At 57.8% G+C, this 17121-nt stretch carries 17 protein-coding genes; 9 read left to right on the plus strand and 8 right to left on the minus strand.

Annotation, left to right across the window (positions count from 1 at the left end; genetic code table 11):
• Window positions 1-134 precede the first annotated feature (134 nt).
• The 6 genes from LVD11_RS13775 (at window position 135) to LVD11_RS13800 (ending at window position 8160) form a co-directional block, all read left to right on the plus strand.
• Window positions 135-578 (plus strand): nuclear transport factor 2 family protein, encoded by a 444-nt coding sequence (locus LVD11_RS13775; RefSeq protein ID WP_237059967.1) that lies wholly within the window; start codon window positions 135-137, stop codon window positions 576-578.
• A 132-nt stretch (window positions 579-710) separates the two neighbouring features.
• Complete coding sequence (locus tag LVD11_RS13780; RefSeq protein ID WP_237059968.1) at window positions 711-1082, plus strand: hypothetical protein; 372 nt, start codon at window positions 711-713, stop codon at window positions 1080-1082.
• Window positions 1083-1984: 902 nt separating this feature from the next.
• Window positions 1985-3433, plus strand: coding sequence for a sodium-dependent transporter (locus LVD11_RS13785; RefSeq protein ID WP_237059969.1), 1449 nt, complete (start codon window positions 1985-1987; stop codon window positions 3431-3433).
• 745 nt (window positions 3434-4178) lie between these two features.
• The gene (locus tag LVD11_RS13790) at window positions 4179-5705 is read left to right on the plus strand and encodes a phytoene desaturase family protein (protein ID WP_237059970.1); all 1527 of its coding nucleotides are present in this window, start codon (window positions 4179-4181) and stop codon (window positions 5703-5705) included.
• 493 nt (window positions 5706-6198) lie between these two features.
• Window positions 6199-7050, plus strand: coding sequence for a DUF817 domain-containing protein (locus tag LVD11_RS13795; RefSeq protein WP_237059971.1), 852 nt, complete (start codon window positions 6199-6201; stop codon window positions 7048-7050).
• Window positions 7051-7095: 45 nt separating this feature from the next.
• Window positions 7096-8160, plus strand: a complete 1065-nt coding sequence (locus LVD11_RS13800) for a peptidase M42 (RefSeq protein ID WP_237059972.1) — start codon at window positions 7096-7098, stop codon at window positions 8158-8160.
• 10 nt (window positions 8161-8170) lie between these two features.
• Here the strand turns inward: LVD11_RS13800 and LVD11_RS13805 are convergent, their stop codons facing one another.
• Window positions 8171-9097 carry a YwqG family protein gene (locus tag LVD11_RS13805; protein WP_237059974.1) on the minus strand — a complete coding sequence of 309 codons (927 nt, stop codon included), beginning with the start codon at window positions 9095-9097 and terminating at the stop codon, window positions 8171-8173.
• A gap of 157 nt (window positions 9098-9254) precedes the next feature.
• Here LVD11_RS13805 and nhaA point away from each other — a divergent pair, with 157 nt between their 5' ends.
• Entirely contained in the window at window positions 9255-10460 is a 1206-nt protein-coding gene (gene nhaA / locus LVD11_RS13810; RefSeq protein ID WP_237059975.1) for a Na+/H+ antiporter NhaA, read from the plus strand.
• A 90-nt stretch (window positions 10461-10550) separates the two neighbouring features.
• Here nhaA and LVD11_RS13815 read toward each other — a convergent pair whose 3' ends face one another.
• Genes LVD11_RS13815 through LVD11_RS13830 form a run of 4 tightly spaced genes read right to left on the minus strand, consistent with a single transcriptional unit; the run spans window position 10551 to window position 13368 of the window.
• Complete coding sequence (locus tag LVD11_RS13815) at window positions 10551-11675, minus strand: 5-(carboxyamino)imidazole ribonucleotide synthase (RefSeq protein ID WP_237059977.1); 1125 nt, start codon at window positions 11673-11675, stop codon at window positions 10551-10553.
• A 2-nt stretch (window positions 11676-11677) separates the two neighbouring features.
• A complete protein-coding gene (gene purE / locus LVD11_RS13820) occupies window positions 11678-12142 on the minus strand; it encodes a 5-(carboxyamino)imidazole ribonucleotide mutase (RefSeq protein WP_255775708.1) in 465 nt (154 codons plus the stop codon).
• A 33-nt stretch (window positions 12143-12175) separates the two neighbouring features.
• Window positions 12176-13120, minus strand: a complete 945-nt coding sequence (locus LVD11_RS13825) for a sodium-dependent bicarbonate transport family permease (protein ID WP_237059980.1) — start codon at window positions 13118-13120, stop codon at window positions 12176-12178.
• A 2-nt stretch (window positions 13121-13122) separates the two neighbouring features.
• Window positions 13123-13368 (minus strand): hypothetical protein, encoded by a 246-nt coding sequence (locus LVD11_RS13830; RefSeq protein ID WP_237059982.1) that lies wholly within the window; start codon window positions 13366-13368, stop codon window positions 13123-13125.
• A gap of 113 nt (window positions 13369-13481) precedes the next feature.
• On the opposite strand from LVD11_RS13830, the gene LVD11_RS13835 reads away from it, so the two are divergent.
• Complete coding sequence (locus tag LVD11_RS13835; protein ID WP_237059984.1) at window positions 13482-14435, plus strand: LysR family transcriptional regulator; 954 nt, start codon at window positions 13482-13484, stop codon at window positions 14433-14435.
• Between the two features lie 40 nt (window positions 14436-14475).
• Here LVD11_RS13835 and LVD11_RS13840 read toward each other — a convergent pair whose 3' ends face one another.
• From LVD11_RS13840 to LVD11_RS13850, 3 genes are all read right to left on the minus strand, one after another.
• Window positions 14476-14799 carry a hypothetical protein gene (locus LVD11_RS13840; RefSeq protein WP_237059986.1) on the minus strand — a complete coding sequence of 108 codons (324 nt, stop codon included), beginning with the start codon at window positions 14797-14799 and terminating at the stop codon, window positions 14476-14478.
• A gap of 235 nt (window positions 14800-15034) precedes the next feature.
• Entirely contained in the window at window positions 15035-15313 is a 279-nt protein-coding gene (locus LVD11_RS13845; RefSeq protein ID WP_237059988.1) for a PepSY domain-containing protein, read from the minus strand.
• 83 nt (window positions 15314-15396) lie between these two features.
• The gene (locus LVD11_RS13850; protein ID WP_237059990.1) at window positions 15397-15870 is read right to left on the minus strand and encodes a hypothetical protein; all 474 of its coding nucleotides are present in this window, start codon (window positions 15868-15870) and stop codon (window positions 15397-15399) included.
• Window positions 15871-16041: 171 nt separating this feature from the next.
• Between LVD11_RS13850 and LVD11_RS13855 the strand changes: the two genes are divergently transcribed.
• Complete coding sequence (locus LVD11_RS13855) at window positions 16042-17073, plus strand: Fe(3+) ABC transporter substrate-binding protein (RefSeq protein ID WP_237059992.1); 1032 nt, start codon at window positions 16042-16044, stop codon at window positions 17071-17073.
• Window positions 17074-17121: the final 48 nt, after the last annotated feature.

Here is a 17121-nt window from a genome sequence, read left to right on the forward strand (position 1 = left end):
GTTCTACAACCGAGACCGGCTTCACTCCAGTCTCGGCTACCAATCACCGTCCGAATATGAAAAACTGGCGGCATAAAGTGTCCACGAAAGTGATAGCAGATCATTATGTTTCTAAACTAGAATGGTGCAATTAAATGTTTCATAAAGTTTTTCCAGTATTCTTTACTGCAATTTTTATTTCTTTGGGGGCTAGCGCATCACCTGATGCCAATAAAGAGCTTGTGACGAATTTCTACAACGAAGTTATTCTCCGTGCTGGGCATGAGGCAATTGACAAATATATTGGGGATCAATATATCCAGCATAACCCTAATCTTTCTGATGGGAAGGAAGCGTTAAGAAGATTCATAAAGAGTGTCAACCCGGGTTCAGCTCAAACAGAACCATCTGGTGAAATTGTACGAGCCATAGCAGAAGGCGACTTGGTCGTACTTCATGTTAAACACTATCACTGGCCAGGAAAAAACGGTGGCGCAATAGTAGATATTTTTAGAGTGGCCGATGGTAAGATTGTTGAGCACTGGGATGTAATTCAAGCTGTTCCAGAAAAATCAGCCAATGAAAATACAATGTTCTGATGTTTATTGCTTATCATTAAAAACATAACAATCCACTGTATCCGACATCTCACACTCCGCTTGTTTGCTGTGTTGTCGCTACGCTAACACAACAAACAAGCTCCGCGTGGCTGCGGCTAAGTGGGGCGTTGAATGACAGAACTGTTGGCTATGAAATGTCCAAATTGCAATGAAAACGCTATCCAATTCAAAGATTGGATTAGGGCCAGGAATGCGTTCTCAACAAGGTGTGGCAATTGCAATATTCACCTGAAAGCGAATGCCAGTGTATATGTAAGCTTTATAATCACCATTATTGCTACTGTTTTATTGCTCCTCTATGTTGAAAATGCGTTAAATTGGTTCAACTTAAATGTCGAGATTTCAAAGGTAAAAATTGTTTTATTGCTTCCTGCCATTTTACTGGGCGCGCTTTTGGGTTGGTTTTCTGGTGGGTATAGAGTCAAAAACAGCAACTGGCAATTCACGGCGCCGGACGCTACTGGTATTAAATTACTAAGATGATTGATTGCGACTCAATGTTTGGGGTGACGATTTCTATTACTTTTGCCGTAGCTTATCTGGTGGTGCTTAATAGAAAGGAGAAGCGTCGCGGTTACGTGGTTTCTGGATACCTTTGTCCCAGGTGTCGGAAGGCCTTCGAGTTTGAGGATTTAAAACCACTGTGGCGATTGTACACGATTCCCTTACGGTTTATGGGCTGGAACAAGAGGGTTTCCAAGAATATTTACCAGAGTTTTGAGGTGCGCGAGCTAGATGCAGGGTATTGTTCTCGTTGCCGATGCGTAATCCACTCAGCCTTGGTCGCGAGCCTGATTATCACTCTGCCGGTAGTTTTTTCGGGTTTTTATCTGGTACTGATGCACTTAGGTGCTGTTGATTGATTTGACAGGGCTGACCACCCGGGCAGCCTGTGCAGATCACTTTTCTTATCCAGCCAATATATCTCCGTTCTGCGGGCTGCGAGCCAACCATGCTTAATATCACTCTGTTCTGCTACTAAAGGACGTTTCGCCCAACACGGAGTTCAGTAGTACCGTGACTCTTTCCTGGCCTCTACAGCACCTTACCCGACCGTGCCAGGACAAAAAAACAGGCGGGATCAGGAAGATAATCCGTCCGTGAATTGTGCAACTTTAGAATCTAGACCGGGCACTGGGAGGAAAGAAGGGGGCTGACGCGGCCCTGTAGCTGGCCTGTTGAGACAATGAAGCCTATGTTAGGCTGCGCCCCTGCTGTTGGTCTTTGGCCAGACATTATTGCTTTAGCCGAGGCGCGACCCTCTGAGTATGCTCAGCTGAAGACTTCTTGTGTTGCGCTTGCAAGGTCCTGAGTTGCTCCCAGGGCCAGTCATGCGCCGGTATGTGGCGCGCGCTAGCTGCTATCTAATCTTCGATAGGAGGACCATGTCGGAATCAATGGCAAGTGAAGGACCGGGCGCTGAAGGGCAAGGAACAGGGCGGCCGCCGGCTTTTGAACATGAGCATGTATCACGGCCCCGGCAGCGACACGCGCAGGCGGAGACGGCGGTCAGTGATGTTTCACGCACCGCGGCCGAGCAGGGTGAGCAGCCTTATACGGTTTGGTCGTCGGAGCGCGCGTTCGTGCTTTCCGTCTCTGCTGCAGGCGTTGGGCTGGGTAATTTGTGGCGGTTCCCTACCATGGTGGGGGAGAACGGCGGAGCGGTTTTCCTGCTGTGTTATGTACTTGCTGTCTCACTCTTTGCCGTGCCATTCGCGGCACTCGAGATAGCCGCCGGGCGTCTTGCCCATGGCTCGACGATCTCAAGCTTTCAGCGTATGGGTCGCCGCCTGGTGGTAATCGGACTGGCAGTGGTATTGCTGACCCTGATTATTGACAGCTATTACTTTGTCGTGACTGGCTGGACATTAGGCTATGCGCTGGAATCATCGCTGGGCGCAGTGCCTGACTTCTTGACGTTCACCGGAGGCTACGCTTCCGCGAGCTATTTCCTGGTTACCTGTGTGTTAGTGGCCGGCGTGCTCTTTTTTGGTGTCAGTGGCATTGAGAGCTTCGCGCGGATCATGATGCCGGCCCTGATGGCGGCTATTGTCGGACTCGCTATTTTTGCCCTGGCGACCGGTGATGCGGGCCGTACTGCGGCTTTTTTGTTTATGCCGGACTTCGCCAAGCTCGGCGACGACTCAGTATGGCGTGCTGCTTTTGGGCAGGCGTTTTATTCGCTGACGATCGGGCAGGGCTACCTGATTACTTATGGCAGCTACCTGCCTCAGCGGGTCAACGTAGCCCGGTCAGTTCTCTCGATTGCCAGTGTGAACTCCATCGTGGCGGTGCTTGCAGGATTGGCGATCTTTCCACTGGTTTTCGCCGCGGGGCTGGACCCAGCCGGAGGCAGTGCCCTGGCATTTACGACATTGCCAAAAGCTTTTGATCATAATGGTTTCGGTAACCTGCTCGCGCCGGTATTCTTCTGGCTGTTTTTTCTGGCGGCTTTCTCTTCTTGCATTGGCGGGGCCAAGGTGATCGTTGCGGCGGTACGAGAGCAGGTTACCGCTGTTGGTTCACGGCTTGCAGTGGTCTTAAGCCTGGGCGCCATCGCGCTGTTAGGACTGCCGTCAGCGCTTTCCTACAGTAAGCTGGATTGGCGAATTGACGGAGTGCCGGTACTCGATTTTGTTGACCGCACCATAGGAACCAACGCGGTCATCACCGTGGCGCTGGTAGGTACCTGCGCCCTCGCCTGGGCAAATCCCAGTGATCATTGGCAGCGACAACTGGGCCTGCGCTCACGCTGGCTCGCGGATGCGCTGGTGTGGAGCGGGCGGGCAGCGCCCCCGTTAATCCTGGCCGCTGGATTTTTGCAGTTGACCTGATCCACACCCGGTATGCGTTCCGGTAACAGCGTGATTAAACTCAAACCCCTGCGGTCAGGTGTCGACACTGTTGGCGGCGTATCGGATTCTGCGCGAGAGTATCACTGCGCGGTGGGCTGTATGCCAAAATAAACCGGAGTTACCAGCAAGAAGTAGCTTGTAGCCGGATTGTATGAATTTACCGATATAAGCCGCCGCTGCGCGCCAGCCGCACGCAAAGGGTTCCCGGGTCTTTGCTTATCTTGAAATCACCCAGCATATCAGTGCCTACATCGAGGCGGCGGTATTCGAGCCCCGATAATACGTTTTTCGGCATTTGGTTCACCCCCCAAGGTGCTGCGGGTACGCAGCGTTACCCCCATGTGGAAGGTTGGTCCGCCAGTGGAGAATCTGTGCTCGCGCCCTACACTTCTCATGTCGAGGACGATAACTGCGTACGGGCGAGAGCCCTGGTGCGCGCAGTGATGGAGAACGCGCAGCGGGAGCGGTAGGTATCCAACGAGGTAGGGCACCTGAAGGCCAGCGTCACCGATGAGGTGCTCAAGCGTACTGTGGAGTACTGGCGAAAAATCGACGGGATATCGGTGACCGTATCGAAAAGGGTGTAAAAGCACAGTGGCGGCGTTTTGCTTTTGGCATGTGGATGCCTCGGCTGAAGGTATACGGGGACGCCGTTTCTCATTTTGAACTGCAGTAATTCCGCCTCTAGCCCTGGGCGTTGGTCAATTGATAGAAGGATTCGGTCATGGCTGGATATGATGCAATTGTTATTGGTTCAGGTATTGGAGGTCTTGCCTCTGCCACAAGGCTTTCCCAGGATGGTTTTCGGACTCTGCTTCTGGAAGCCAGTGATGAATTTGGAGGCTATATCCGGCCAGTAGTTTATGGGGAGTACAGTTTCGATCTTGGGCTTCATTATATTGGTAAGCTTGGGTCAGGAGGATCATTCAGGGAAATCCTTGATCAACTTGGCCTTGAAGACTTTGAGTTTATAGAGCTTGATCCGGAAGGTTTTGATCGTTATGTATTTCCTGGCTATGAATTTAATTTTTGTAAAGGCAGGGAGCAATTAGCGGAAAGGCTCATTGGGGATTTTCCGAGAGAGGAGAAGGGTATTTGTAAGTTTCTTGACCTTACAATGAAAATTGATCAGGCATGTGAACCCCATAGAATGGTTCGAGGTAGCCATTTAGGTTGGATACCGTACCTACTGAAGAATCCGGTCATGCTCCATTATGGCAGGTCTACGTATCAGGATGTGCTTGACAGTATTACCAATGATAGAAAACTTCAGGCTGTGCTTTCGGCCCCCTTGTTTGATGTGGCTCTGGGACCAAGGCGGGCATCCGCAGCCGTGGCTTTCGGTGTCTGGTCATATTTTCTACAGGGGGCGTATTATCCTCGTGGAGGAAGCCGCGCCTTGCGCGATGCTTTCGTTAAACGATTACGCCAGGTGGGGGCGGTATTAGTTCACTCGGACCCGGTGAAATCCCTTATTAGAAAAAATGGAAAATGGTTGGTCAGGACTGAAAATGGGAATGAATACAGCAGCGCTGTTGTTGTTAGTAATATTGACCCTAAAGTGACAATATGTTCCCTTCTTGAACGAAAGTTAGTGCCACATCGAGAATTCAAAAAGGCCAATCGTCTTAAGCCGTCTGGCTCCATCATCAGTGCTTTTATCGGAACAGACCTGGACCTTTCCTCTTACATTGGTTCATGCAATATATCGAGATTCTCAGGGTGGGATCTTGATCCATACTATGATGCATGGCTCGGGAACTCCATTCCCAGGCCAGAACAGGCAATATTCCTTAACAGCCCCAGCGTTCGAGATCCGACGGGAGGTTTTGCTCCTGAAGGGCATCACACTTTGCAAATACTTATGGGGGGGAATATTGCCGGCTTCGACAAATGGGTACAGTTGAAGCCGGAGGAGCGAGGTGAAGATTATACAAAACTGAAGAGCGATATTGTTAAGGGTATGGTCGCAGAGGCCGAAGCAGAGATCCCAGCATTGTCTGAGCACATAACCTTCTCTGAGTGTGTGACACCTGTCGAGTGCGTAGACCGGGTCAGGGCGCCGGAGGGTGGTATCTATGGCCCTGCGCATATTCCCAGTCAGATGGGGCCCGGTCGATATACAAGTTTAGAGTGCGGCGTTGAGGGGTTGTTTTTCGCTGGTGCAGGAACATTTGGTTGCGGCTTATTTTCCTGCGCTGCAAGCGGCCTCCTTGCCGCAGAGAAAGCAATAAATCACCTGGGCAGGTGAAATAACTCTATGTGAAGTGCCCTGGCAGATGCATCCACCTGATCACGCTGTTCTTTATCTCATCTGTCATGGCTGGAGGGTAAGGGAATGGTAGCTATGGCTGGTTGGTGGCGCCCTTGTTGCTGCGCATGGAGGTTAAGCACAATGTATTGGCTTCACCAGGTAGTGTTCATTGTTACTCATGGTTTATCTTTTCCGGACACGAACTCTCCTGTCAAGAGCGCTGGTAGAAGGTCGTAACCTGTGGAGGTATGGGGGCGGATATTTCTTATTACACATCGCCGCTCTCTGTTTGACCGATGTGCAAGGGGCTGTCGCGGAAGGATGGTTATCCCTTCTCAGCGGGTGAGGAGAGGGTTTGTTGTATTTTCATTCACGTCGCGCCGCTTCCATAGCCTATCCGTAATAGGGGCACTGGCCACTTGCTTTAGCCGGCAATAGGCAGGAAACTCTACGGATTGCCGGTCTGCACCGGCGTTTCTACGGGGGCGGCATGATTCCGGCGACCTTTTTCAGAGAGTTTTGGCTGTTTGGCCTCAAGCAGGCCTACGGGTGCATGTTTGGCGGCTTCCTGCTGCTGGTGATGATTGTCACGCGCTACTGGTACCCGCTGGAAACCCTGCACCGCTACGACTTCATTTTCCTGGCGGCAGTAGCCTTCCAGGCTTTCTTGCTGGTTTTCCGCTTTGAGACCCTGCGGGAGGCGCTGGTGATTGTGGTCTTTCACCTCGTGGCCACGGTAATGGAACTGTTCAAAACTGCCGATAGCATCGGATCCTGGGTGTATCCGGAGGCCTTTGTATTCGGAGTAGGCAATGTGCCGCTGTTTACCGGGTTCATGTACAGCGCGGTGGGGAGCTATATCGCACGTGTCTGGCGGATTTTCGATTTCCGCTTCACGGAGTACCCGGGACATTTCTGGGCAGTGGCCCTGGTTTCCCTGATTTACGTCAATTTCTTTACCCACCATTTCCTGCCGGACCTGCGCTGGCTGTTACTCGGGGTTACGGCGCTGCTATTCTGGCGTACGCGTATTTACTTTCGCATCAATACCGAGTATCGCCATATGCCGCTGTTACTGGGATGGTTTTTGGTCGCGCTCTTTATCTGGCTGGCGGAAAATATCGCCACTTACGTGAATATCTGGGTCTACCCTAACCAGTCCGCTGGCTGGAACCCGGTACCGCTGGCCAAGCTTTCATCCTGGTACCTGCTGATGCTGTTGAGCTTTGTCCTGGTGTCGCTGGTCAACCGGGTACGGGGTATTGTTGCGTCACCGGTCGCCGGGCCCGCCAGCAGTCGTGGCGCTGAGGGCGGCCTGGCGGTACCGGGACTGCCTGACTGATTGTCGCTGGTCAATTTGCGTAAACCAACAGGGGGGCTCCCATCCATGCAGAAACCGGACGAGTTTATCGACTTGCTCAAGGTGCTGGTGCGCAGCCCCAGTGTGGTGGGCGCCGAACATGCCTTTTTCCGGGTACTCCAGCGGGAACTGGAGGAGCGGGGGGCGAGGGTAACCTGGTATGAGGGGCTGCTGGTGGCACAGGGGCGTGAGCCGGACGCGGTGATGTTTTCCGCCCATGTGGACCGCCACGGCCTGATCTGTACAGGCCCCAACGAATTCCAGTACGCCGCCTTTGTGGCCGGGCGTCGCTCCGATCTGCTGGGCAATTCAGTATCCGAAAAACTGATGCGCAAGGTGGTGGATCGCTTTCACGGGGTGTCGGTGACGGCCTATGAGCCCTGGTCCGGTTCCTACCTGGGCACCGGTGAAATCGATCGGGCCTATGTGTGCGAGTACCGCAGTAACCTGATTTTCGAAGTGAAGGGGCTGGGCCACCTGGTCGCCGGGACACCGGTGGCTTTCACCGACCGGTTGACTGTGGAAAACGGTATTCTCAGTGCACAGCTGGATAACGTGCTTACGGTCGCGCACCTGGTGCACCTGTTTGCCCTGGGATTCCAGGGAACCGCCTTCTTTACCGCGCAGGAGGAATCGGGCAGCAGCTGGCGCTACCTGCTGGAGTGGTTCCGCCGCTTCAACGGCGGCACCGACCGCCTGATTGTGGTGGACACCAGCCCCTACCCGGACCGCGCCACCGCAGACCAGCAGCAGGTGGCATTGCGCCGGCGCGATGCCAATGCCGCGTTCCACGGGCCGACCACCACCATGCTGGAGGCCCTGTGCCGTGAGCACGACATCCGTTACGGGTTCAAGGATGCGTATATCGAGGACCTGAATCGTACGGCGGAGGCCGAAGGGCAGGAACCCCAGTCCCTGGGGAGTACCGAGCTGGGGCGCATCGTGGCGGCATCCGAGGGCTACGTGCAGGGCACGACCCTGCAGGTCCCCACCACCGGTTACCACACCATGGAGGAGTCGGCATCGGCCGACAGCAATGCGGCTTTCAGTCGCTTGCTCCACCTGGTGGTGCGGGCGGCCGGCGCCTGCTAGTGCGTCGCCCCTAGCAGCAGTCCCAGTTGTACCAGACCCGGCTGAAGTCGCGCTGGGCCAGGTCCTCGGGGCGGATAAAGAAGTTGCCGACACCCGCATCTCCCCAGAGGATTTCCACTCCGTCCCGACTTTCACTGTCCATCTGGAACAGCAGCGGCCAGGCATTTTCCTCCTGTCCCTGGCGGGGGTCTTCCTGGGTGAAGTTGGCATAGCCCCCGACCCGGCTGCCGGCGGCCTCGTTGCGATCGAACAATTCGTCGAGGACCTCGTCGGGCAGTACGCCCAGGTCTATACCGGTGCGGCCGAAGCGGTAATCGGCGAGTGCAGGCAGGCCTGACTCCCGGGAAAACGTCAGTGCATACTCACCTGCCAGGGGGAAATACTGGGCCTCGCGACTGTCTGGCACCTGTTGTTCCAGCAGGTCTGGTTCGCGCTCGATCTCCGGATGGTAAATGACCCGGTAATTCAGCTCCTCCATATTGCCGGTGGGAACATCCAGAGGCAGGCCGAGGAGTTCGTCGTCGGTGATGAAGAACTGCAGCAGGCCGGTATCTGGCAGGCCCAGCATTGAGGGGAGCTCGGGGATTTCCTCAAAGTTCAGCTGTGCCAGCAGAAACAGCCGGCGGTTATTGGCTGCCTTGGGATAGGGTTGGGAACGCGGCCAGTACGGGCGGCCGCCAAACTTGCTCTGCCAGGGGTGCTCGGCCCGCCGGGGTTGCGGATGGAGCGCTATGTAATCGAGCCGGTACTTTTCCAGTTTCTCGTCGATCACCTGCAGTGCCTCATCGATTTGCCCCCGGTCCAGCGCCGGGTGTTCGAGGGTGCCGGACTGGAGAGCCTCGGTGTGTTTGCGCTCACTCTCACGATGGAATCGCCGGTACAGGTGAATCGCGACGAAGATGAACACGGCAATGGTGATGAGGGCAGAGGCGGACATAAATCGGGCCATTTGTCTTTGGGGTGCCCGAGACTACCAGTAATCGGGCTCAGCATCAGCAAGCAGTCCCGTCGGCGCCGACAAGCCATTGAGTTCAGCGACAGTCCGCCAGCTGGCTTATGATAGGGGGGAGTGCCGGGAAACCCAGGGAGGGTATATGCAGCGAACGGGGCCGGGGTTTATCAACCGATTTTTCCAGCTGGAATCCGCGGGCGGCATCCTGTTGATCCTGATGGCATTGCTGGCGATCCTGATGGCGAACTCGCCGCTGGAGCGCATTTATGCGCTGTTGCTACAGACGCCGATGGAAATCCGCGTGGGTGGCTTCGCCATCGACAAGCCGTTGCTGTTGTGGATCAACGATGGCCTGATGGCGGTGTTTTTCTTCATGATTGGCCTGGAGCTGAAGCGCGAGCTGCTGGAGGGGGAGTTATCCGAGCGCTCGCAGGTAATACTCCCGGGCTTGGGGGCCATTGGCGGCATGCTGGTGCCGGCGCTGGTTTACGTGGCCTTCAACTGGGATGATCCGGTGGCACTGAAAGGTTGGGCCATCCCTGCGGCCACTGATATCGCCTTTGCTCTGGGTGTGCTGTCATTGCTCGGCTCCCGGGTGCCCAGGTCCGCCAAGGTGTTCCTGACTTCCCTGGCCATATTCGACGATATCGGCGCCATCCTGATCATCGCCCTGTTTTACACCGAGAACATATCCCTGTTTGCCCTGTCGGTGGCCTCGGGTTGCCTGGTCGTGTTGTCGATCATGAAAGTCACCGGGGTGGAGCATCGCCGGGCCTATTTTGCTGTTGGCCTGGTCATGTGGGCGTCGCTGCTGAAAAGCGGCGTCCACGCCACCCTGGCCGGAGTATTACTGGCCATGTTTATGCCCATGTACTCGCGGCGGGACCCGGCGGTGTCGCCCCTGAAGGACCTGGAGAAGGCACTGCATCCCACCGTCACTTTCTTTATCCTGCCGCTGTTCGCTTTTGCCAATGCCGGCGTCGACTTCGGGAATATGGATGAGCGTTATTTCCTGCACGGTGTGCCAATGGGAATTGCGCTGGGGCTGTTTGTGGGCAACCAGGTGGGGATCTTCTCCATGTGCTGGCTGGGTATCCGGTTGGGCGTGGCGCAGTTGCCGCGGGATATGTCCTGGCTCACCCTGTACGGTATCGCGGTCATTTGTGGCATCGGCTTTACCATGAGCCTGTTTATCGGTTCGCTCGCCTTTGAGGAAACCGGGGTCGACCGCTTCTTCGACGAGCGGGTGGGCATCCTGGTGGGCTCTATCCTGTCGGGCGCGGCGGGTTACGCTATTCTGCGCTACGCCTTGCGCAAACCGGCTGCTCCAGAGGAAAGTGAAAAGTGAACGGTATGGGGTGTGATGGGGTTGGGATGTGATGGGGGTAGTGTCGCGCGGGCGGGGGTGCTGTGACGCACCCGGCGCGCCCGCCGCGACTCAGGCGCTCGCTGCGTACTGCTGGCCTTGTTCGGGGTAGAGCTCGGCCAGTACTTCCCCGATCCGCCGCTCCAGACGCTCGCCATGGTCATCGAGTAGCAAGACATGGCCCAGTTTGCGCCCCGGCTTGCGGGTTTTGCCGTAGACCCAGACGCCCTCGTTGGCGGTATCCGGTACCGTATCGACCCCCAGCATATTCACCATGGCCACGGGGCGGCTGCCGCCGGTATCACCGAGTGGCATGTCGAGAATTGCCCGCAGGTGGTTGGCAAACTGGCTGGTGGCAGCCCCGCCGAGGGTCCAGTGGCCACTGTTGTGGACCCGTGGTGCCAGCTCGTTGACCAGGATGCCCGATGGCGTGACGAAGCACTCCATGGCCAGTACGCCCACATAATCCCAGTCCTGTAGCAGTGTCTGCAGGTAGCGTTGCGCGATGTCCAGCTGTTCGCCATCACGCGGTAGCGCCGGCGCTCGGGAGAGCAGCAGGGTGCCGTTGACGTGCTGGTTCTCGGTCAGCGGGTAAGTGCGGGTCTCGCCGCTGGCACTGCGCACGCCGATGATGGAAACCTCCCGCGTGAACGGCATACCCTTTTCCACTACGTAGGGCAGGGTACCCAGTTCCGGGCGCAGTCGTTCCAGCTGTGCCGGGCCGTCGATGCGCCACTGGTTTTTGCCGTCGTAGCCGCTCTCGCAGGCTTTGATAAACGCCGGGTAGCCCAGGTAGCGGATGGCAGCGGAAACCTCGTGATAGTTTTCCGCCGGGATGAACGGCGCTACCGGAATGCCGGATTCCAGCAGGGAGAGCTTTTCCCGCAGGCGGTGCTGGGTCTTCGCCACGGCATCGGGCCGCGGGTAGACCGGGCAGAAGGGTTCCAGCGCGCGCAGCAGGTCCAGGGGGACATCCTCCCGCTCGGTGGTGATCACTTCCGGGCTGCCCAGGGCCCGGAACAGGGTCGCGGCATCAGTGCCCTTTTCGTGCCTCACCACATTGCCCAGGTCCTGCACACAGGCGGTACCCTCGGTGCCCAGGGCCACGAAGGCGAATTCCAGGCCCAGTGCCTGGCCTTCCTGGGCCATCATCCGGGCCAGCTGCCCGCAACCGATAATCCCGACTCGACGGCCCATGATCACTCCACCTCCAGCGGCACCTGGGCGCTCTGTTGCTCCCGCCAGGCGATCAGCCGCTGTGCCAGCTGCGCATCTGCCAGGGATAGTATCTGCGCCGCCATCAGGCCCGCGTTGAAAGCACCGGACTTGCCCACCGCCTGGGTGGCCACCGCGACGCCTTTGGGCATCTGCACAATGGACAGCAGGCTGTCCATGCCGGTCATGAATTTGCTTTCCACGGGTACCGCCATCACCGGCAGCGGGCTGAATGCCGCGATCATGCCGGGCAGGTGCGCGGAGCCGCCGGCGCCGGCGATGATCACCTGGGTACCCGCGTCCCGCGCGTTCTGCGCGAACTCCACCAGGCGCTGGGGCGTGCGATGGGCGGATACCACCGCGGAGCCAAATGGCACTTCCAGCTCCGCCAGGGGCTGGGTGGCATTTTTCATGGTGGGCCAGTCCGAGCGGGAGCCCATCACGATCATGACCTTTTCAAACTTGATTGTTTCCACGGTGCGTTAACTCCAGTGTTGAACCAGTGCCAGGTAGGCCGGGATGGCGACCAGCACGTTGAAGGGGAAGGTGATTGCCAGTGACAGGGTGATAGAGACGCTGGCATTGGCCTGCGGCAGGGCCACGGCCATTGCCGCGGGCACGGCGATATACGAGGCGCTGCTGCCGAGCACGGCCAGCAGCACGATGCCGCCGGGACTGAGCCCTATCAGGGTGGCCAGGGCGCCGCCGCCGGCTGCGCCGAGCAGTGGCATCAGTACCCCGAAGCTGAGCAGGAACGCGCCCTGGCGGCGGATGGCGGGCAACCGCTCGGCCGCCACCCGGCCCATTTCCAGCAGGAATAGCGCCAGCACCCCGTGGAAGAGGTCGCCGAAGAACGGCATCACCGATGCCGTGCGGTCCCCGGCCCAGGCGCCGATTGCGATACCGCCCAGCAGCAGGAGCACGCCCTGGTTGAGGAATATCTCCCGGGTGACCTTGCCCCAGTCTGCCCCGCGGTCGCCAGTGCCTGCAGCGACGGTGCCCGCCAGCAGGATGCCGATGATGATGGCTGGTACCTCCAGCAGGGCCACGAACAGTGGGAAATACGCTTCATAGCTGACCCCGCGGCTCTCCAGCAGGGCAATGGCAACGGCGTAGGTGGCGACGCTTACCGAGCCGTAGTGCGCTGCGGTGGCGGCCGCGTCGATTCGCGACCAGCGGCCGACGTAACGCAGGATAGGGAAAGCGACCAGGGGGAGCAGGGCGCCGAAGGCGACCACTGCCAGGGACTGCGGCAGCAGGGTGGCAATGGGTGACGCGCTGAGGGCCTTGCCGCCTTTCAGGCCAATCGCCAGTAACAGGAAAATAACGCAGGACTTGTACAGCCCCTCCGGCAGGCGCAGGTCGCTGCGTACCAGCTGGGCAAAGACCCCGAGAATGAAGAAACCGACAACGATGTCCAGTTGCATCTTCAGGCCACTCCGCCACGTGCCGCGGTGGAGCGCCCACCGGCATTCCCGACCCGTGCCAGCGCCGGGGAGTTGCCGGAAGCCGAAGCCCTGCGTTCCAGGGTCCAGTACACAACATTGACCAGCAGTACCAGCAGGCCCGTGCCACTGAGGGCGCCGCCGGTGATTCCGGCCGCGTACAGTGCCGTACCCGATGTTGCCAGCATCGCACCGACCGCCATGCCAAACAGGAACTGTGCTTTAGTCATGATCCCCCCTTGTGTCTGTGTCCGAATTGCGGCGCATTATCGTCAGGGGCTTTAATAGATAAAAATAGATAATTAGAATGCTATCTATATATTTTTGCTTATAGGTAGTCAGGATGGTCTCTCACAGGGTCCATGCCCATATCGGCACGGTGCGGCAGCTGGAAATCATGCTGGTGGTATACGAGCAGCGCAGTATCAGTGCCGCCGCGCGGCAGCTGTACCTGACCCAGCCGAGCGTCTCCATGCAGCTGGCCAAGCTCGCCGACGCGGTGGGGCTGCCGCTGTACTACTCGGTTGGCAAGCAGCTGCGCTTTACCGAGGCGGGGCAGGCGGTGGTGGAGAGCGCCCGCGAGATACTGCGTTGCTACGAGTACCTGGATCTGAAACTCGCCGACCTGCGGGGGCTGGAGACAGGGAGTCTGCAGCTGGCGGTAGTCACCACGGCCAAATACTTTATCCCGCACCTGATCGGTGAGTTTTACCAGCAGCACCCGCAACTGGACATCCGTTTCCGGGTGGGGAACCGCCGACAGATTATCGAGCGCACCGGGGAGGATGAGGACGATTTCTATGTGTTCAGCCACCCACCGGATAACCCGGACCTGGAACTGGTGGAGTTCCTGCCCAATCGCCTGCTGGCCATTGCACCGGAGAACCACCCGTTGGCAGGCAGGCGGAATATCCCGCTGGCGGAGTTCGCCGGCTATCCGTTCCTGCGCCGCGAGGAGGGCTCCGGTACCCGGCATGCGATCGAGCGGTTCCTGGACCGCCAGGGGGCGGAACTCAGCGTGCGGATGACTATCGAGAGCAATGAAGCGATCAAGCATGCGGTGATGTCGGGGCTCGGGGTCTCGATTCTCTCGGAACATACACTGGCGTTTGGAGGTAGTGCCGGGCTGGCGGTACTGGATGTGCAGGAGTTGCCTATCAACACGCGCTGGTACCTGGGGCGTCGCCAGTCGCGTCCTTTGTCGCCTGCCGCACGGAGATTCCTCGACTACGCGCGTACCCTGGGCAATGCCCCACTGGACCACGGGCTGGGGTTGTCACCGCCCGACAAGGGATAACGGAAGGGATGGCGACCGGAAGGGGCGCGTTGAAAAGGGGTCAGCGTCCGTCCGCGGGCCGGTCGGACAACACCCAGCCGGTATTGGGTTCCACCCGCAGGTGGCGGGCGCGTTTGCCCCGGTAGGCGATCACCGACCAGCGACCGTTCTTGAATTTCATCGAGGTGATCGGGTGGTAGCCCAGGCCCCGCAGCCGCTCACGGATGGTGGAAACCTCCAGGGCGATTACATCCGGTTCGTCCCCGTACAGGTCTTCACTGTCATAAAGATTGATGTTGGGCTCGATCTGGGGATCGGGCGGTATGGGCATGGTCAGCCCCCCGGCGAGCAGGACACTGGGCAGGATTCCGGACAACAGGCTCATGGCGTGCTCCCAACCACTCGGAAAATACCGTAGTGGTAATGTCCGCCAGGAAAAAATCCAAAAGTTTTAGTGGCTGAGGGGAAAGTCGTTCGGACCTGCAGTGCCTTGCCATATGGTCGGGGAAGCTTCCGGGGACGTGGGGACGAGGCCCGGGAGGCTGGCAGGGCTGAAAAGTGTGGACAGTCACGAAGTGGAAGGACCGCCGCGGATGCGGGGGTCCTTGCCGTTTGGCATGTCAGTCTGAGGGTTTATCCGAGAGCACGGCACCAGTATTGGGATCTACCTCGAGTTCCCGTTTTTCCCCGGTTTTGTAGGCCTCGACCTCCCAGCGATCGTTGCTGAGTGAAACTTCGATGATGGGGGTATAACCCTGCTGTTCCAGTTGCGTGAGCACGGTGGACAGGGCCATGGCTCCGGGGGGTGGCTTTTCCTCTTCTTCATCCGCGGCCAGTGCCTGCGGCATTGAAGCCGAAGCAAAGACGGCAGCCACCAGCAGGCTTCTCAATGGGTTCATGGAATCCTCCTGCAGGACGCCGGGGATAACCCCGGCAGTCAATGCAGGGGTGTCCCCTTAGTGGCGGGGCCGACGGCACCCTCTTAGTTGGCGTTCGACATCTTGTCGACGCGGCTTTGCATCATGTTGCACCATTCGTCGCTGCCGCCATCAGGGCCATGGGCGCCGTCACCACCGGTCAGCTTGTCCATGGCCAGGAACCATTCATCGCTACCGACTTCCGGCGGGCCGTCGGGATAAGCTGCATCCAGTTCGGCCTGAAGGTCCGGGTTGGTAATGACTTTCTGGTTCAGCCAGGCAAACCATTCCTCGGTACAGACTTCCACTTCGGAGGTGTCTCCCATCTGCGGGCCGGTGGCATCCTGGTCGCCTGTGGAAGGTGACTCATCCTGCGGCATGTCCTGGGATTGGTCCGACTCGGGCATGCTGTCCATATCTGAGGTACTTTCAGCCGGCACTTCCTGTTCGAGGTCGATGGTTTCACTCTCCTCTTCGCGGCCGCAGCCGACGAGGGCCAAGGGCACCATCAGTGCCAAAAGGGGCATATAGCGGTTCATATCGTCTCCCTGGAGTTCGATGTTGTGTCTGCAAGCATAGGTTGAAAAATACGACTTTGCCGGGAGACTGGCCGGTTTTCGTGTGTGGGTCAGGCTGCAGTTGACTTTGGCTTCGTTAGAAATGAGAATTCTTCTCAAAATCAGACCACAGAAACAGTAAAGGGACATTGGATGATCGCGCGTATTTTCTGCCGTCTTTCCACCGCCGCGGTGGCCCTCGGCGTTGCCATGGGTAGCGCTGCCGCCGAGCAGGTCAATATTTACTCTTACCGCCAGCCATTCCTGATCGAACCGGTACTGGATAAATTCACCGAAGAGACCGGTATCGAAACCCGCGTGGTATACGCCAGCAAGGGCCTGAACGAGCGCCTGCAGCGGGAGGGGCGCAACAGCCCCGCGGACCTGGTGCTGACCTCCAATACCAGCAACCTGATGGAACTGGTGGATAAGGGGCTTACCCAGGCAGTGGATTCGGAAGTGCTGGAAGAGAATATCCCGTCCCAGTTCCGCGATCCCGAAGACCACTGGTTCGGGCTGACCACGCGGGCCCGCCTGATCTACGCTTCCAAGGACCGGGTCGAGCCCGGTGAAATCACCCGCTACGAGGAACTGGCAGACCCGAAGTGGAAAGGTCGCATCTGCACGCGCAGTGGCAAGCATCCGTACAACCTGTCGCTGTTCGCTTCCATGATCGCCCATCACGGCGAGGAGGAGACCAAACAGTGGCTGGAAGGGCTCAAGGCCAACCTGGCCCGCAAGCCGCAGGGCAATGATCGCGCCCAGGTGAAGGCAATCAGCGAGGGGGTCTGCGACCTGTCGCTGGGCAACAGCTACTACTTCGGCAAGATGATCACCAACAAGGAAGAGCCGGAGCAGATTGGCTGGGCCAAGTCCGTCAACCTGGTATTCCCCAATCAGGAGGATCGCGGCACGCATATGTTTATCTCCGGTGCGGCGCTTACCAAGCATGCGCCGAACCGGGAAAATGCGGTGAAACTGCTCGAGTTCCTGTCCGGTGAGCAGGCGCAGTACCTGTACGCAGAGAAGAACTTCGAGTTCCCGGTGCGCCCGGGTACGCCGCGTTCTGACCTGATCAATCAATATATGGGCGAGTTCAAGGAAGACGATATCAGCCTGACTGAAATCGGTTCCCATGTGCCCACGGCCTCCCGGCTGGTGGACGAGGTCGGTTTCGACTTCTGATCCTGAATCCCTTTTGAATGTCACGCCGGTCTGCGGACCGGGTTTATA

This window comes from Microbulbifer sediminum, assembly GCF_021729035.1.
Lineage (GTDB): Bacteria > Pseudomonadota > Gammaproteobacteria > Pseudomonadales > Cellvibrionaceae > Microbulbifer > Microbulbifer sediminum.

Bases quoted from the DNA above. Each gene is read 5' to 3' on its own strand.
- LVD11_RS13775 (WP_237059967.1), top strand. From the start codon at position 135: ATGTTTCATAAAGTTTTTCCAGTATTCTTTACTGCAATTTTTATTTCT.
- LVD11_RS13780 (WP_237059968.1), top strand. From the start codon at position 711: ATGACAGAACTGTTGGCTATGAAATGTCCAAATTGCAATGAAAACGCT.
- LVD11_RS13785 (WP_237059969.1), top strand. From the start codon at position 1,985: ATGTCGGAATCAATGGCAAGTGAAGGACCGGGCGCTGAAGGGCAAGGA.
- LVD11_RS13790 (WP_237059970.1), top strand. From the start codon at position 4,179: ATGGCTGGATATGATGCAATTGTTATTGGTTCAGGTATTGGAGGTCTT.
- LVD11_RS13795 (WP_237059971.1), top strand. From the start codon at position 6,199: ATGATTCCGGCGACCTTTTTCAGAGAGTTTTGGCTGTTTGGCCTCAAG.
- LVD11_RS13800 (WP_237059972.1), top strand. From the start codon at position 7,096: ATGCAGAAACCGGACGAGTTTATCGACTTGCTCAAGGTGCTGGTGCGC.
- LVD11_RS13805 (WP_237059974.1), bottom strand. From the start codon at position 9,097: ATGTCCGCCTCTGCCCTCATCACCATTGCCGTGTTCATCTTCGTCGCG.
- nhaA (WP_237059975.1), top strand. From the start codon at position 9,255: ATGCAGCGAACGGGGCCGGGGTTTATCAACCGATTTTTCCAGCTGGAA.
- LVD11_RS13815 (WP_237059977.1), bottom strand. From the start codon at position 11,675: ATGGGCCGTCGAGTCGGGATTATCGGTTGCGGGCAGCTGGCCCGGATG.
- purE (WP_255775708.1), bottom strand. From the start codon at position 12,142: ATGATCGTGATGGGCTCCCGCTCGGACTGGCCCACCATGAAAAATGCC.
- LVD11_RS13825 (WP_237059980.1), bottom strand. From the start codon at position 13,120: ATGCAACTGGACATCGTTGTCGGTTTCTTCATTCTCGGGGTCTTTGCC.
- LVD11_RS13830 (WP_237059982.1), bottom strand. From the start codon at position 13,368: ATGACTAAAGCACAGTTCCTGTTTGGCATGGCGGTCGGTGCGATGCTG.
- LVD11_RS13835 (WP_237059984.1), top strand. From the start codon at position 13,482: ATGGTCTCTCACAGGGTCCATGCCCATATCGGCACGGTGCGGCAGCTG.
- LVD11_RS13840 (WP_237059986.1), bottom strand. From the start codon at position 14,799: ATGAGCCTGTTGTCCGGAATCCTGCCCAGTGTCCTGCTCGCCGGGGGG.
- LVD11_RS13845 (WP_237059988.1), bottom strand. From the start codon at position 15,313: ATGAACCCATTGAGAAGCCTGCTGGTGGCTGCCGTCTTTGCTTCGGCT.
- LVD11_RS13850 (WP_237059990.1), bottom strand. From the start codon at position 15,870: ATGAACCGCTATATGCCCCTTTTGGCACTGATGGTGCCCTTGGCCCTC.
- LVD11_RS13855 (WP_237059992.1), top strand. From the start codon at position 16,042: ATGATCGCGCGTATTTTCTGCCGTCTTTCCACCGCCGCGGTGGCCCTC.